12 protein-coding genes and 1 other annotated feature (1 of these 13 running past the window's edge) are annotated in these 14,098 nt (G+C 51.1%); of the genes, 3 read left to right on the top strand and 9 right to left on the bottom strand.

What is annotated here, in order from left to right; translation table 11 throughout:
• Window positions 1-174: a binding site (T-box leader), on the bottom strand (it extends 74 nt beyond the left edge of the window).
• A 68-nt stretch (window positions 175-242) separates the two neighbouring features.
• The 4 genes from LJ046_RS05400 to LJ046_RS05385 all read right to left on the bottom strand — a co-directional run bounded on the left by LJ046_RS05400 (window position 243) and on the right by LJ046_RS05385 (window position 5,309).
• Complete coding sequence (locus LJ046_RS05400) at window positions 243-2,651, bottom strand: HAD-IC family P-type ATPase (protein WP_002879062.1); 2,409 nt, start codon at window positions 2,649-2,651, stop codon at window positions 243-245.
• Between the two features lie 33 nt (window positions 2,652-2,684).
• On the bottom strand, window positions 2,685-3,173 hold the full coding sequence (locus LJ046_RS05395) for a dihydrofolate reductase (protein WP_002879064.1): 489 nt from the start codon (window positions 3,171-3,173) through the stop codon (window positions 2,685-2,687).
• A gap of 13 nt (window positions 3,174-3,186) precedes the next feature.
• A complete protein-coding gene (locus LJ046_RS05390) occupies window positions 3,187-4,143 on the bottom strand; it encodes a thymidylate synthase (protein WP_002879066.1) in 957 nt (318 codons plus the stop codon).
• A 173-nt stretch (window positions 4,144-4,316) separates the two neighbouring features.
• Window positions 4,317-5,309: a D-2-hydroxyacid dehydrogenase gene (locus LJ046_RS05385; protein ID WP_002879067.1), complete on the bottom strand. Its 993-nt coding sequence runs from the start codon at window positions 5,307-5,309 to the stop codon at window positions 4,317-4,319.
• Window positions 5,310-5,550: 241 nt separating this feature from the next.
• On the opposite strand from LJ046_RS05385, the gene LJ046_RS05380 reads away from it, so the two are divergent.
• The gene (locus LJ046_RS05380) at window positions 5,551-5,928 is read left to right on the top strand and encodes a hypothetical protein (protein ID WP_002879069.1); all 378 of its coding nucleotides are present in this window, start codon (window positions 5,551-5,553) and stop codon (window positions 5,926-5,928) included.
• Window positions 5,929-5,987: 59 nt separating this feature from the next.
• On the opposite strand, the gene LJ046_RS05375 is transcribed toward LJ046_RS05380, so the two are convergent.
• Together LJ046_RS05375 and LJ046_RS05370 are read right to left on the bottom strand one after the other, a co-directional pair.
• Window positions 5,988-7,637 carry a peptide ABC transporter substrate-binding protein gene (locus tag LJ046_RS05375; protein WP_002879070.1) on the bottom strand — a complete coding sequence of 550 codons (1,650 nt, stop codon included), beginning with the start codon at window positions 7,635-7,637 and terminating at the stop codon, window positions 5,988-5,990.
• Between the two features lie 274 nt (window positions 7,638-7,911).
• Entirely contained in the window at window positions 7,912-8,574 is a 663-nt protein-coding gene (locus LJ046_RS05370) for a nitroreductase (RefSeq protein WP_002879071.1), read from the bottom strand.
• A 127-nt stretch (window positions 8,575-8,701) separates the two neighbouring features.
• Between LJ046_RS05370 and LJ046_RS10175 the strand changes: the two genes are divergently transcribed.
• Window positions 8,702-8,842: an SPJ_0845 family protein gene (locus LJ046_RS10175; RefSeq protein WP_002879072.1), complete on the top strand. Its 141-nt coding sequence runs from the start codon at window positions 8,702-8,704 to the stop codon at window positions 8,840-8,842.
• A gap of 133 nt (window positions 8,843-8,975) precedes the next feature.
• Complete coding sequence (locus LJ046_RS05365) at window positions 8,976-10,583, top strand: Mbeg1-like protein (RefSeq protein WP_002879073.1); 1,608 nt, start codon at window positions 8,976-8,978, stop codon at window positions 10,581-10,583.
• A gap of 48 nt (window positions 10,584-10,631) precedes the next feature.
• Here LJ046_RS05365 and yihA read toward each other — a convergent pair whose 3' ends face one another.
• The 3 genes from yihA to tig form a co-directional block, all read right to left on the bottom strand.
• Window positions 10,632-11,234, bottom strand: coding sequence for a ribosome biogenesis GTP-binding protein YihA/YsxC (yihA, locus tag LJ046_RS05360; RefSeq protein WP_002879075.1), 603 nt, complete (start codon window positions 11,232-11,234; stop codon window positions 10,632-10,634).
• Window positions 11,224-12,477 (bottom strand): ATP-dependent Clp protease ATP-binding subunit ClpX, encoded by a 1,254-nt coding sequence (gene clpX / locus LJ046_RS05355; RefSeq protein WP_002879077.1) that lies wholly within the window; start codon window positions 12,475-12,477, stop codon window positions 11,224-11,226. The genes yihA and clpX overlap by 11 nt, the downstream gene beginning before the upstream one ends.
• Window positions 12,478-12,628: 151 nt before the next feature.
• Entirely contained in the window at window positions 12,629-13,954 is a 1,326-nt protein-coding gene (gene tig / locus LJ046_RS05350) for a trigger factor (protein ID WP_002879078.1), read from the bottom strand.
• Window positions 13,955-14,098 lie beyond the last annotated feature (144 nt).

Raw genomic sequence — 14,098 nt, 5'->3', positions numbered from 1 at the left:
GACAAATAGAAACAGCTTGCTTGTTTAACGAGAGCAACCCCGGCAGCGGCTAAATATCACCGCGGCATATCATTCCAAGCCCATGTTCACCGGAACTCTCCTGGCGGCTTTCACCATCCGCCGCCTCTCTGTAAAGGATCGTCACCCGACTACTCTGCTTTTCGAGATAACTTTTCTTAACTTGACGCTCTAAATTTATCATTATTTTTTAAGCAAGTCAAGCCTCTTTCTAAAAAAAACTGTTAAAGCTCGGCCCGGTCCTTGCCATAAGCGGCTAAAAGGTCCCGCAGCTTGGCGTCTTTCCCCTTCTCCGTCAGCACGTTGCTGACGTCTTTGATTCCGTCGCAGATCCGCGACATGATTCTGAAGAGGGTCATGCCGGCAAAGAAAAGGACGACAACCGTGAAGACAGCCCGGCCTGACAAAGGACTCAGCTTGAAGAAGCCAGGGATGAAGATAATTGACAAGATGATGCAGACCACCGACAGGGCCAAAACGCCCAGCTTGTACTTGTTAAGTGGCCGGGAGATCCAGAAGAGGACCATCAAGCCCACCAGGACCAGGAGAGCTGTTGACGCGGTAGCGACTTCATTGTCCCCGATATTGGTAAACTTGTTGGTCAAGACCAGGATGCTGACGGCCAGCCAGTCGGTAATCCCGCCTGGAATCGACTTGGTCAGGATATTGACCGTGAAATTGCCCCGAATCCGGGAATGGTTTTTTTCCAGGGCCAAAAGGAAGGACGGCAGGCCGATCGTAAAGCTGGAGATCAAGGTGATCTGGGCCGGCTTGATCGGGTAGTTGATCGTCAAGATCAAGGAAAAGACCGCCATCAGCAATGAGAAGATGTTTTTGACTAAAAAGAGACCAGCTGAGCGTTCAATATTGTTGACCACCTGCCGGCCTTCATTGACCACCTGGGGCATTTTGGCAAAGTTTGAGTCCAGCAAGACTACTTGGGAAGCCTGAACAGCCGCGCTGTTGCCTGAAGCCATGGCAATACTGCAATCAGCTTCCTTCATGGCCAGGATGTCGTTAACCCCGTCCCCGGTCATGGCCACGGTCTTCCCGATCTTCTGCAGGGCCTGGACGAATTCTTTCTTCTGCTCCGGCTTAACCCGGCCAAAGACATTGTATTCAGCCATGGCCTGCTCATATTCGCCTGGCTTGATCGTCTGGGCATCGATGTACTTCTCTGCCCCGGCAATCCCGGCCTGGCCAGCCACCCGGGAAACAGTGACCGGGTTGTCCCCGGAAATAACCTTGATTTCCACCCCTTGCTTGGCAAAGTATGCAAAAGTCTCCTTGGCCTCTTTCCGGATCGGATTGGACAAAAGGACGTAGCCCAGGACTTCGACCTCCTGGGTCAGGCGCTCTTTTTCATCTGCCAGTTCTGCCGGATACTTGGCAAAGGCTAGGACCCGGTAGCCTTCTTCCGGGTAGCGGGCAAATTCTTCCTGGCAGGCTTTCAGCTGCGAGCGCAGGATCATTTCCGGCGCCCCCAGCAAAAGGGTGTAGCCTGCAAAAACCGCCCCGCTGTACTTGTTGACTGAGGTAAAAGGAATAATCCTTTTGGCATTGACCAGGGGCTGATCCTGGCCAAACTTCTGGCTCAAGGCTTCAGCGGTGATATTGTCGACAGGCATGTTGGAAACGTAGGCGGCAAGCCGGTCTTCCAAATCATTTCCCGGGTAATTTTTGGCCGGGACGACTTTTTCCACCGCCATCTTCGGCTCAGTAATCGTCCCAGTCTTATCAACGCAGAGGACATTGACCCGGGCCAGGGTTTCCACGCTCTTCATGTCGTGCAGCATGACCTGGTTGCGTGCCAGGCGCATGGCGGCCAGGGCCAGGGCAACAGTTGTCAGCAGGTAGAGCCCTTCCGGGATCATGCCGATAATGGCTGCTTCCATGGAACTGATGGATTCAGCAAAAGACCGGTGGTTGAGGAAGTAGGCCTGGGCAAAAAGGGCTAGCCCCATTGGAATAATGATGATGCCAACCCACTTGATCAAGCGGTTGATGGCCCGGATCATCTTTGACTCTTCTCCCCCGCCCATGGCCTTGGCTTCCGCCGTCAATTTTGCGATGTAGGATTCGCTGCCCACCTTGACCAGCTGGACCATGACTTCGCCGGAAACGACGAAAGAACCGGATAAGAGCTCGTCGCCAACTTCCTTGGCAATTTCATCGCTTTCCCCGGTTAAAAGGGATTCATTTACCCGGACGCTGCCGTCGACCACCTTGGCGTCGGCCGGGATCTGGTCACCAGCTTTCAAGAGGACTAGGTCTCCTTCAACCAGCTGGTCGATTGGCACCTGCCGCCTTTTTCCGCCTCTCAGGGCTAAAAGCTTGGTCTGGTTTAAGACCTGCAGCTTGCTTAAAACAGATTTTGCCCGGATTTCCTGGACGATCCCCACGATCGTGTTCAAAATGATCACCGGCAAAAAGGTCATATCCCGGATATCCCCGGCAATCAAAAGCAGGATGGTCAAAACTAGGAAGATCAAGTTGAAGTAGGTAAAGGTGTTTTCAACGATGATCTGTCGGTTGGTCTTGAACTCATCATCAATGGTGGTGTTGACCTTGCCGGCCGCGCTTTTCTGCGCGACCTCCTCCTCGGTCAAGCCCGTCTCCAAATTTGTTTTCATAACACTCACATCTCACTTTTCACTGCTTGCCTGCTATTTTTTACGCAGGTAAGTCTCAAAGACATAGTCATACTTATTCTTGCCGTCTGCCTGGTGGGCTTCACTCTTTGCCAGGGCAAAAGCCGCCCAGTCAAGGTTTGGCATGTAGGTGTCAGCGGGAAAAATTCCCTTGATCCGGGTCACTTCCAGCTTGTCAACCTGGTTAGCCAGCAGGGCAAAGAGGCTGGAGCCGCCAATAACGCAGACTTCCCCCGCCTGCTCCTTCAGCCAGGCGGAAACTTCTTCTTCGCTTTTCAGCTGTAGAACCCCAGCTGGCAGGTCTAATTTCCTGGTGGAAAGGACGACATGCTGCCGGCCAGGCAACAGGCCCGGCAAGGACTCAAAAGTCTTTCTTCCCATCAGCATGGGGTGGCCCATGGTTTTTGCCTTAAAATGGGCTAAATCTGCTGGCAGGTGCCAGGGCAGGCGGCCCTGGTAGCCAATGGCGCCTTTTTCATCTTCTGCCCAAACGTAGCTAAGCATTTCTTCACCCTTTCTAAACGGCGACCGGGGCCTTGATTGTAGACCCGTGCTGGTAGTTGACCAATTTAATATCAGCCATTTCAAAATCAGCCACTTTTTTCTTCTCTGGATTCAGCCACAAAGTTGGCGCGTCAAACGGCGTTCTTTTCAGCTGCTCTTCCACTTGGGCAAAGTGGTTCTTGTAAATGTGGGCATCCCCAATAGTATGCACAAACTCGCCCACTTCCAGGCCGGTCTCCCGGGCAATCAAGGACAAGAGCAAAGAGTAGCTGGCAATGTTGAAGGGCACGCCTAAGAACATGTCGCCTGAGCGCTGGTAAAGCTGCAAGCTGAGCTTGCCGTCAGCCACGTAAAACTGGAAGAGGACATGGCACGGCGGCAGGGCGCTGGAAGGAACGTCTTCCGGGTTCCAGGCCGTTACGATCAAGCGGCGGGAGTCGGGATTGGTCTTGATCTGCTCAATCACGTCCGCGATCTGGTCGATAAAGCCGCCGTCCCGCTTGCCCCAGTGCCGCCACTGGGCCCCATAGACGTCGCCCAGGTTGCCGTATTTTTGGGCAAAAGCTTCATCATCCAGAATCCGCTGGCAGAACTTTTGCATTTCTTCGTCATAGACTGCCTTAAACCCTGGGTCCTTTTGACTCCTAAGGCCAAAATCAGTCATGTCCGGGCCCTGGTATTCCGGGCTGGTCACCCAATTTTTAAAGGCCCATTCGTCCCAAATGTGGTTTTTATGTTCAAGCAAGAAACGGATGTTGGTGTCCCCCCGCAAGAACCACAAAAGCTCGCTCTTGATCAGGCCGAAAGGCACCCGCTTGGTCGTCAGGATCGGGAAGCCCTGGCTTAAGTCAAAGCGCATCTGGGCCCCAAAGAGGCTTCTGGTTCCCGTCCCGGTCCGGTCATTTTTGTCATTGCCTTCCGTCATGATCTTTTTCAGTAAATCTAAATATACTTGGTCTTGATTTGCCATTTCCTTGTCCTTTGCAAAAACTTTTTACTTCACTTCACCTTAAGTCTAACAGAATTTTTTGCCGGGTGTTAATCTTTACAAAAAGCTTAACAGATGGAAAAAGCCCCGGCAGGATTATCATGCCAGGGCTTGTCTATGTTCTTCATTTTTCGCTTTATTTTACTGCTTTTTCGCTAATTCACCTTGAAAAAGGCCTTTTTCCCGGACAGGGTCCGCTCGATATCGGTCATGCTCTGGAAGAACATATTCTTGACCGCCATCTTGGTATAGTAGGCAGAGTGCGGGGACATGACCACGTTTGGCAGGTTGATCAGCTCCGTGTACTCGTCCGGCAGAGAACCCACATCCTCAAACTTGCGGCCGAAGATTTTTTCTTCCCCTTCCAAAACGTCCAGGGCGGCCCCGCCGATTTCATGGTACTTCAAGGCCACGATCAAGGCCGCGGTATCGACCAGTTCGCCTCTTGACTGGTTAACCAGGATCGCGTCGTCCTTCATCTTGGCAAATTCATTGGCGCTGAACATGCCCTTGTTTTCCGGAGTCAGCGGAATGTGCACCTGGACGATGTCGCTTTCCTTGATCAAGGTCTCAAAATCGACGAAGTCCAAAAAGGGCTCTAAAGAAGCATTGTAAACCGGGTCATAGCCGATAACTCTGGCCCCCAGGGCATGGTACATTTCCGCCGCAGCTGCCCCGATCCGGCCCAGGCCGACGATGCCGACCGTCTGGTTGAAGATCTCATCGCTCATCAGTTCCGTTGACCGGGTGAAGTCTCCCCGCCGCATCTTCCGGTGGTAGTAACCCCACTTGCGCAAGAGGTACATGGCCCCGGTCAAGCCGTTTTCCGCGATTGCCCGCGGCGAATAAGCCGGCACATTAGCAACGGTAATTCCGTATTTAGCTGCCGCTTCCAGGTCAATATTGTCCGCCCCCACCTTCCGCAAGGCCAGGTGCTTGACGCCGCCAGCCGCCAAGGGCTTAAGGTCAGACGCCGTCAAGGGCTCCGCCTGCTGGGTCGAAACCGCCTCAAAACCCTTGGCCAGCTCTAAATTATCGGCCGTCAAAGGGCTGTGGGTATAAGAAATTTCATCATCTGGGTGCTGGTCCTGCCACTTTTTTAAAAAAGCTTCTTCCACCGGCGTAACGCCGAACAAGTATGCCTTCATCTTTTTTCTCCTCAATAACTAACAAATTTCGTCAAACATCTTCTCGTTTATGCTGATTCTGGTATCCTAGGTTAAAAGCCTCATGCTTTTTATATATTATGACAAAAAAATTAAAAGATGGCTAGAGTATTTTCTATATATCGCATTTTTAATACTCCTGTAATTTTTAACTAAAAAGCCAGAAAAAGGCAAAAAGCTTGATAAAGAAATAGAAGCAGAAATAATAGAAAGGACAAAATCCATGAATGAAGATAATGGTTCCCGCTATATCCAGCCACATGACAGCCTGGAGGCCATGGAAATGATCCAAAAACTCTTCAACCAGTACCGGCGGGCTCCCTTGACTCCCGAACTTCTTGCCTACCACCAGAACCTAATCGAACGCCTGGAAGGCGACATCCACCAGGCGGCTGAAGCAGAAGGCCAGGCCAAAAGAGTCCAGGAACTGGACCGGATGATCAAGCTGATGAAGGACTGGACCGCCATCCGCCTCTCTGGCCGGCCCTTTAACGCCAAAATGCGCCACTTCCGCTTCCTGCCAGAGGGCGGCCAGGTCAAATTCAAGCGGCATCCCCACAAAATCAAGGCCAGCTCCAGCCACCGGGCCAGCCGGCATTAAAAAAAACGAGACCAAGCGGTCTCGTTTTTATTTGCATATCTTAATTTGCTAACTACCAGCTACTTAATGTAGGCGTACTTGTAGCTCCACTGGGTACCAGCATTGTTGTGGATGATCCCCTTGACCTTACTGTTTTGCAGGTAGGCGGTCGTCTGCTGGTAGATCGGGCTGACTGCCTGGTCGGCGTTGGCCACTTGGGCTGCCTTGACCAGGTCCTGCCAGCGCTTGTTAACGTCGTTGGCATCAGTCGTCAAAGCCTTCTTGATCAAGCGGTTGTATTCCGCATTGTTCCACTTGCCGTAGTTGTAGGAAGTCCCCTTCTGCAAGATCTGCATGAAGGTCATCGGGTCGCTGAAGTCCCCGCCCCAGCCGGAAACATAGATATCAAAGTCCCCGCTTGAAGCCTTGGTGTAGGCGTTCTTGCTTGGAATGGAGTTAACCTTCACGTTGATGCCGGACAAAACCTTAGTCCATTGGGACTGCAGGTACTGGGTCAGAGCGTCGGCGTTGGTGCTCTCGTTTGAAGCCAGCAAGGTCAGGTTCAGTTTCTTTAAGCCCAGTTCATTCAACCCGGTCTTCCAGTACTTTTCAGCCAGCTTTTCATTGTAGTCAACGGTATTAGCCACCTTTTGCTCCTTGGCAAAGTCTTCCTTGTTAGCCGGATCATAGGCCAGACCAGAAGCCACGAAGCCAGTTGGCACGCTTGACCCGTCACCGAAGACCTTGCTGGTCAGAATCTTCCGGTCAAGTGACAGAGACAGGGCCAGGCGGATGTTCTTGTTGTTCAAAGCCTTCTTAACCGTCGCGTCCTTGGCCTGGAAGTTGTAGGCCAAGAAGGCAACGTAGGAGTATGGGTAGGTCTTGAAGTCCTTGTTCTTCTTCAGCTGCTTAACCTGTTCACTGGACAGTGGGGTGAGGTCCAGCTTGCCCTGCTGGTAGAGCTGGTAGCCGGTGTTGGTAGTCTTAACGACCTGGTAGCTGATCTTGCTCAACTTGACTGCCTGCTTGTCCCAGTACTGGTTGTTTTTGACAAAAGACCAAGTATCATTGGTCCCCTTCCAGCCGGTGATCTTAAATGGGCCGGAGTAAAGCATGTACTTGGAGCTGGTCGCGTACTTCTTGCCCGTCTTCTTGATAAAGGCTTCGTTTTGCGGCCCAAAGAGCGGGTAAGCCATCAAAACCTTGAAGTAGGCAATCGGCCGGTTGAGCTTAACTTGCACGGTTTCCTGGTTCAAAGCCTTGATGCCCAGGCTGGACGGAGACTTCTTGCCGGCAATAATTTCATCGGCGTTCTTGATGCCGGAGAAAAGGTAGGCATAAGGCGAAGCAGTCTTGGGGTTGATCGTCCGCCGCCAGGAGTAGACGAAGTCCTGGGCGGTAATCTTTTCCCCGTTGGACCACTTGGCGTTAGACCGCAGCTTGAAGGTCCAGGTCTTGCCGTCTTTGGATACAGTGCCGGACTTGGCTAAGCCGGCGGCTGGCTGCCCGTTCTTGCCCAAACGGTAGAAGCTTTCAAAAACGTTCCCCGTCTGCCCGTAGCCGGTTGCCTTACTGATGTCGATCGTATCTAGCGGAGCAGTCGCGCTGAGCTTTAAAACCTGCTTATCCTTACTTGCTGAGCTTGAGCTCTGCTGACTGCCGCAAGCGGCCAGCAGGAAGGCGGCACTGACGCTGACGGCGGCAAGGGTGAATTTCTTGATCTTTTGCATTTTTTTCCTCCTAAGACAAAAAAGCAGCTGCTCCCTAAAGGAAACAGCTGCTTCATTTGCCACTAAGCTAATAATTACTTGGCAAATTACTTGGTCTGAGCTAAATCCAGTTTAGGCAACACAAAACAGTCGTATGACATAAGTGACATACAGCAAACGCACATAGTTTGGTTTTCTTGCATTGCAAACATGATTTAGCTCCTTTCTCAATTTGATTTAATTTAATCTTACAGACTCACTTACTATAAGTCAACGATTTTATATAACTTTTTTCCTAATCCTTAATTGTCAAGAAGTCAGGCAGATCCCGGCGGGGAGCCTGGTAGCCGTTGATGTACTCATCTTTGCCATAGCCCAGGCCGATTCCCATGGCCAGGGTCTGGTCTTCTGGAATCCCCATAATTTCCCGGACACTGGCTGGGTATTTGACAAATTCATAGGCCGGCATGCTGTCAATCCCCTTGGCCTTGGCGGCAAGCGCTAGAGTCTGGGCAAAGGCTCCCAGGTCATAGACTGACCAAAGATTGGACTGCTTGGGAATAGTTAAATAGGCAATCGCCGGGGCATAGTAGAGATTTTTCTGCAAAATATTAGTCCTAAGGTCCAGCAATTCCGGCGTGTTCAGATATTCCTGGCTGGCCTGGTTGTGCCGGGCCATGTTTTCTCTTGGATAAGGATCCCAGTCCTCCCGGTGCCAGGTCTCCCAGTCTGGGGATGCCGCCGTCCCTGCTTCAGCCAAAGCCAGGTGGCGGGCATGGATCTTTTTGGCTGTTTCCCCCATAGCCAGATAAACCCGCCAGGGCTGGGAATCTACCCAAGACGGAGCCAGGCCGGCCAAGCGGATTACTTCTTCCAGGTCTGCCCGGCTGGGCGCCTTGCCTTGGTCAAAATAGCGCGTGCTGTGGCGGCTCTTAATTGTATCAATCGCGTCAGTCATTTTACACCTCTCTTGAAGCTGATTTCTTTTGCTAAGTATAGTTCAAAATTGACTGAATAGCAAAAATATCGTTATAATTGACTCAAAAGCAAATCTTTTACTTCAATGGAAAGCAGGATGTGGACAAATGGGTTTAACCTTTAAAAGACAAGACGACTTAGACAAGCTCTTCGACAAATTCGCCAGCATTCCCGACCCGAAGAAAGCCGCTTCTGGCAAGGGCAAGGAAAAGGAAGACGACAAAGCTGCCGGCAAAGAGGCAAAGTAAGCCGCTTGTTGGCGGCTTTTTATATCTTATAAAAGTCGCTAAATTTTCGGGTAAATTTGCCCATCCCTGCCCTATTTAGGCTAAAATGAGTTTGTAAGCATTTGCAATTATTTTCTTTAAGGATGTGAGCATCTTGGACAACAACAATTTGCTGACCTACCTGGAATGGCGCGGCGACATTCCCTTGGAAAAGTCTCCTTTCAACGAAATCGACGCTTTAGTCTTAGCAATTTTTTCTTATCTTAACTTGGAAAAGTACATCCCTTCCGGCAACAAAGAAGTGACAGTTGGCGAAACCGCCGAGAAATACTTCGCCTCTTCCTACACCGGCCTGGACGCCAGCCAGTACCAGGAGCTCTTCCACTTAATGAGCGAAGCCGACCGCTTTAAGGATGCCCGCTTATCCCACTTCAAAACCGTTTTGACTGACCAGTGCCAGTTCAGCGCCTTGAAAATCGTCCTTGAAGACGGCACCCACTATGTGGCCTTTAGAGGGACCGACGACACCCTGGTTGGCTGGCGGGAAGACTTTGAGATTTCTTTTAAAGAAACCAAGGCCCAGATCTTAGGTGCCCGCTACCTCAAGGACCTCCTGTCCGGCGACTCAGCTGACTACATCCTGGGCGGCCACTCAAAGGGGGGCAACCTGGCTGAATACGCCGCCTTGAATCTCCCAGAAGACTACCGGGCCCGGATCAAGGCCGTCTACACCTTTGACAGCCCCGGCCTGGCCAGCGAAGCCGGAGTCGACTACAACGAGGACTTTTTGCGAAGGGTCCTCCGCCGCTACGTACCCGACTTTTCGATTATCGGCCGCCTCTTTGAACCAAGAGAGGTCGACCCGGTCATCGTCTACTCAACCAATGGCAATATCGCCCAGCACGATACCTATTCCTGGCAGATCAAAGGCAGCCATTTCGTGACCCGCAAGCGGCCCAATCCTGAGTCCCGGGTCTACAACCAGCTGATCAACCAATGGATCGGGTCAGCCAGCCTGGAAGAGCGGGAAGCCCTGACCCAGGACCTCTTTGATGCCCTGGCGGCTAGCGGCTCGAGCAAGATCAACCAGCTGGCCAAGAACGGCTTCGGGGGCTTCGGGGCCATCCTTTTGTCGGTGACTAACTCCTCAAGGCGGACCAAATTCATTTTGGGCAATCTCTTTTCCTCGATCTGGCAGTTGATCAAGAACCAGCAGATCGGAGCGGCCTTGTTCAGCCGAGACACCATGGCCGGCTGGCTCCTGGTTCTGCTCGGCATCATCAGTCTGACAGCACCTAACTATGCCTTCAAGGCCTTCGGGGTGCTAGCTGCTGTCGGGGGGATCATTTTCAGCGTCAACCATATCCTCACGGTCTCAGTTTCGGCCTTTAAACCGCAGCAGAAACGCTTCTTCCTAATTACCTACCTGGTCTTGTTCGCGGTCTCTATAGCCCTTTTATCGAGCAACCAACTCCTGGTCTTTTTGGCTCACTACTTCCTGGGGGCCTTCCTGCTCTTTTACGCCTATGGCCGTAGCCGCAAGATTATCTTAAGGCGGCAGACCGGGGTCTTCCGCATGATCATCACCGGGGCGGAAGCCGTTATTTCTTTTGCCCTGGGGATCATCGTGATCATCAACCCAGAATACTTCAACCACCAGTCGATCATCGAAATCGGGATCCTCTTGATCATCTACGGAGCCTTCAAGCTGGTGGCTGAGCTCTTCAACCACCGGCCGCAAATGCCGAAAAAGCACCGGTAAACGCAAAATGCCCAAAGGAAAATCCTTTGAGCATTTTTGTTTTATCTGCTATTCTTCGTCCAATCTGGCTTGGATCCAGTCCTTGACTTGGTCAACGTTCAGCTTAGTCACTGATGAAAATGGTAGGAAAGTCACATTGTCCTTATTCAAGTTCAAGTGCTTTCTGAAGGCTGCTTCAGTCTTGTTAAAAGCATTCTTCTTGATCTTGTCCATCTTAGTGGCCACTAGTAAAATCGGCAGGTTTAGATACTGGGCATAGTCATACATGGCAATGTCGTCGGCGGTTGGTTCGTGGCGGCCGTCGATCAGCAGGATCAAGCCCTTGAGGTAGGCCCGGGTTTCCAGGTAATCCTGGATCATTTCCCCGAACTCTTCCCTCTGCTTCTTGGAGACCTTGGCATAGCCGTAGCCCGGCACATCGACCAGGTAAAAGTCAGCTTGGTCGCTGTCCACCCGGTAGAAGTTCAAGGTCTGGGTCTTGCCCGGCGACGAGGAGGTCCGGGCCAGGTTCTTTCTTTGCAAAAGGGTGTTGATGAAGCTGGACTTGCCCACGTTTGACCGGCCAGCCAGGGCGATTTCATCCAGGCCGCCTTCGGGGTACTGGCTGGCTTTAACCGCGCTGACGGAAAATTCTGATTGGTTAATGATCATCGGTAACCTCTTCCAGTTCGCGGCGGACCACCTTCGGCTCGCCCATCCCGGTAATTGTTTCCGGCGTGATGATGACCTTGCTGATGTCGCTTTCGCTCGGCGCCCGGTACATGATGTCCATCATGGCATTTTCAATGATAGTTCTAAGGCCTCTGGCCCCCATCTTCCGTTCAATAGCCAGGTCAGCAATCTGCTTGACGGCGGCAGGTTCAAATTCCAGATCAACCCCGTCAAGGGAAAGCAGCTTCTGGTATTGCTTGATCAAGGCATTCTTTGGTTCAGTCAGGATCCGGACCAAATCAGCACTGTCCAGCCGGTCCAAGGTAGTGATAATCGGAATCCGGCCAATGAATTCAGGGATCAAGCCGAACTTGACCAAGTCCCCGGTCGTCAAGAAACGGTTCCAGTTGTCATCGTCAACCTTGCCAGATTCTTGTTCTGCCCCAAAACCGATGGTCTTCTTGCCCAGCCGGTTCTTAACGATTTCTTCGATACCGTCAAAAGCCCCGCCGACAATGAAGAGGATGTTGGTGGTGTCCATCCGGATCATTTCCTGCTGCGGATGCTTGCGGCCGCCCTGCGGCGGAATAGAAGCAATGGTCCCTTCCAGGATCTTCAAAAGGGCCTGCTGAACCCCTTCACCGGACACGTCCCGGGTAATCGACACATTTTCTGACTTCTTGGAGATCTTGTCAATTTCGTCGATATAAATGATCCCCCGCTGGGCTCTCTCCAAGTCGTAATCGGCATTCTGGAGCAGCTTAAGCAGGATATTCTCGACGTCTTCACCGACATAACCAGCTTCAGTCAAAGTAGTTGCGTCCGCGATCGCGAACGGCACGTTCAAAATCCTGGCCAAAGTCTGAGCCAGGTAGGTCTTGCCGGACCCAGTTGGCCCGATCAAGGCAATATTTGACTTCTGCAATTCGGTTGAAGAATCAACATCCATTTGACTGATCCGCTTGTAGTGATTGTAAACCGCTACGGACAGAACCCGCTTGGCCCGGTCCTGGCCAATCACGTACTGGTCCAGTTCTTCTTTAATTTGCATTGGCTTGGGAAGCTCGCGCGCTTCCTTCAGTGAATCCAGACGCAGCTCATCATCAATGATCCGCTTGGCGAGTTCAATGTCCTCGTTGCAGATGTATACGCCGTTGCCGGCAATCATTTTCTTTACTTGGCTGGCAGACTTGCCGCAGAATGAGCATTTCACTTCTTCTGGATCTGTAAACTTAGTAGCCATGTATTCCCTCCTCTATTTGCTAAAGACTAGATTAGCATAAATACGGGCAACTTGCGCGAAATTAGCCTTGTATTTTTCATCAGTCTTGGCAAAAGAAAACCCCAAAAGGGGCAGTTGCCACTTCTGGGGGATTCAGTCTATAGACAGGCGATTACTTGTCTTCTTCGTCTTCGCTGCCTTCTTCAAGCTTAGCCTTAGCTACTTGCTTAGCGCTGTCAGTGATCAAGTCCATTGCCTTGCGGACGATGATGTCGTGAGCCAGCATTTCATCGCTCAAAGCGTTGCGAACTGCCTTTTCGCTCATGTTGTAGTTGTCAGCCAGGTCCTTGATTTCAGCGTCGATTTCTTCCTTGCTTGCTTCGAAGCCTTCCTTGGCAGCGATTGCTTCCAAAACAAGGTTAGTCTTAACGCGTTCAGCAGCGTTTGCTGACAATTGGCTGCGCAGTTGGTCTTCAGTCGTGTTAGTCAACTTGAAGTAAGTTTGCGGGTCAATCCCTTGACGTTGCATGTCGCCCAAGTATTGGTTGAGTTGGTTGTCAACGTCTTCTTGGATCATCACGTCAGGAATTTCTTCAACAGTAGCGTTCTTGACTGCAGTAGTGATCGCTGCTTCTTGGATAGCTGCCTTGGCTGCTTCTTCCTTTTCGGACTTCAGTTCAGCCTTGATCTTTTCCTTCAATTCGTCAAGGGTTTCAACTGAGTCGTCAACATCCTTGGCAAATTCGTCATCAAGTTCTGGCAATTGCTTTGCCTTAACTTCGTGGATCTTGGTTGCGAAGTGAGCTTCCTTGCCAGCCAGGTCCTTTGCGCCGTAGTCTTCAGGGAAGGTTACGACAACGTCAACTTCTTCGCCGGCGCCGTGACCAACCAGCTGGTCTTCAAAGCCAGGGATGAAGGTGTTTGAGCCCAGTTCCAGGGAGTAGTTTTGTGCTGAGCCGCCGTCAAATTCAACGCCGTCAACAGTACCAACGTAGTCGATGGTTACAGTGTCGCCGTTTTCAGCCTTGTCGTTCTTCAAAACCATTTCAGCGTTTTGTTCTTGACGCTTAGTCAATTCAGCGTCGATGTCCTTTTGGTAAACGCGAGTGTTTTGCTTTGGCACTTCAATTTCAGTGTATTGGCCAAGTTCAACTTCTGGTTCAACCGTTACGATTGCCTTCATTTCCCAGGCCTTGTTCTTGCCCATTGATACAGGAACGATTTGAGGTTGGCCAACTGCCTTGATGCCAGTTTCCTTGACAGCAGCGCTGTAAGCTTCTGGCAAAGCAAAGTTCAAAGCGTCTTCGTAAAGAGCTTCTTCACCGTAGTATTGGTTGAAGATTACACGGGAAACGTGCCCCTTACGGAAGCCAGGTACACGCAAGCTCTTCTTTACGCGGTCAAAAGCCTTGTCCAGGCTCTTCTTGATTTCATCTTGAGAAATTTCAAAAGAAAGTTCACCAGTAGTCTTACCGGTAGTTTTCCAGTTAGCAGACATTAATTAAATACCTCCAATGTCTATTTTGGGTTTGCTACTTTGCATACTTAAATATCTTACCTTAAAGACGGTCAAAAAACAATCAAAGTACTACAAAATAGGGATTTTTTGGATAAAAAAAGGCGTTCTTCTGAGAAGAACACC

This window comes from Lactobacillus delbrueckii subsp. jakobsenii ZN7a-9 = DSM 26046, from assembly GCF_001888925.1.
Classification (GTDB): domain Bacteria; phylum Bacillota; class Bacilli; order Lactobacillales; family Lactobacillaceae; genus Lactobacillus; species Lactobacillus delbrueckii.
Note: the sequence above shows the minus strand (reverse complement) of the source record. Positions and strands in the feature narration are given on the sequence as shown.

Excerpts from the sequence above, each read along its gene's own strand:
- LJ046_RS05380 (WP_002879069.1), top strand. The coding sequence starts at position 5,551 with ATGAATGAAGATAATGGTTCCCGCTATATCCAGCCACATGACAGCCTG.
- yihA (WP_002879075.1), bottom strand. The coding sequence starts at position 11,234 with ATGATCATTAACCAATCAGAATTTTCCGTCAGCGCGGTTAAAGCCAGC.
- LJ046_RS05395 (WP_002879064.1), bottom strand. The coding sequence starts at position 3,173 with ATGCTTAGCTACGTTTGGGCAGAAGATGAAAAAGGCGCCATTGGCTAC.
- LJ046_RS05400 (WP_002879062.1), bottom strand. The coding sequence starts at position 2,651 with ATGAAAACAAATTTGGAGACGGGCTTGACCGAGGAGGAGGTCGCGCAG.
- LJ046_RS05385 (WP_002879067.1), bottom strand. The coding sequence starts at position 5,309 with ATGAAGGCATACTTGTTCGGCGTTACGCCGGTGGAAGAAGCTTTTTTA.
- clpX (WP_002879077.1), bottom strand. The coding sequence starts at position 12,477 with ATGGCTACTAAGTTTACAGATCCAGAAGAAGTGAAATGCTCATTCTGC.
- LJ046_RS05390 (WP_002879066.1), bottom strand. The coding sequence starts at position 4,143 with ATGGCAAATCAAGACCAAGTATATTTAGATTTACTGAAAAAGATCATG.
- LJ046_RS05375 (WP_002879070.1), bottom strand. The coding sequence starts at position 7,637 with ATGCAAAAGATCAAGAAATTCACCCTTGCCGCCGTCAGCGTCAGTGCC.
- LJ046_RS10175 (WP_002879072.1), top strand. The coding sequence starts at position 8,702 with ATGGGTTTAACCTTTAAAAGACAAGACGACTTAGACAAGCTCTTCGAC.
- LJ046_RS05370 (WP_002879071.1), bottom strand. The coding sequence starts at position 8,574 with ATGACTGACGCGATTGATACAATTAAGAGCCGCCACAGCACGCGCTAT.
- tig (WP_002879078.1), bottom strand. The coding sequence starts at position 13,954 with ATGTCTGCTAACTGGAAAACTACCGGTAAGACTACTGGTGAACTTTCT.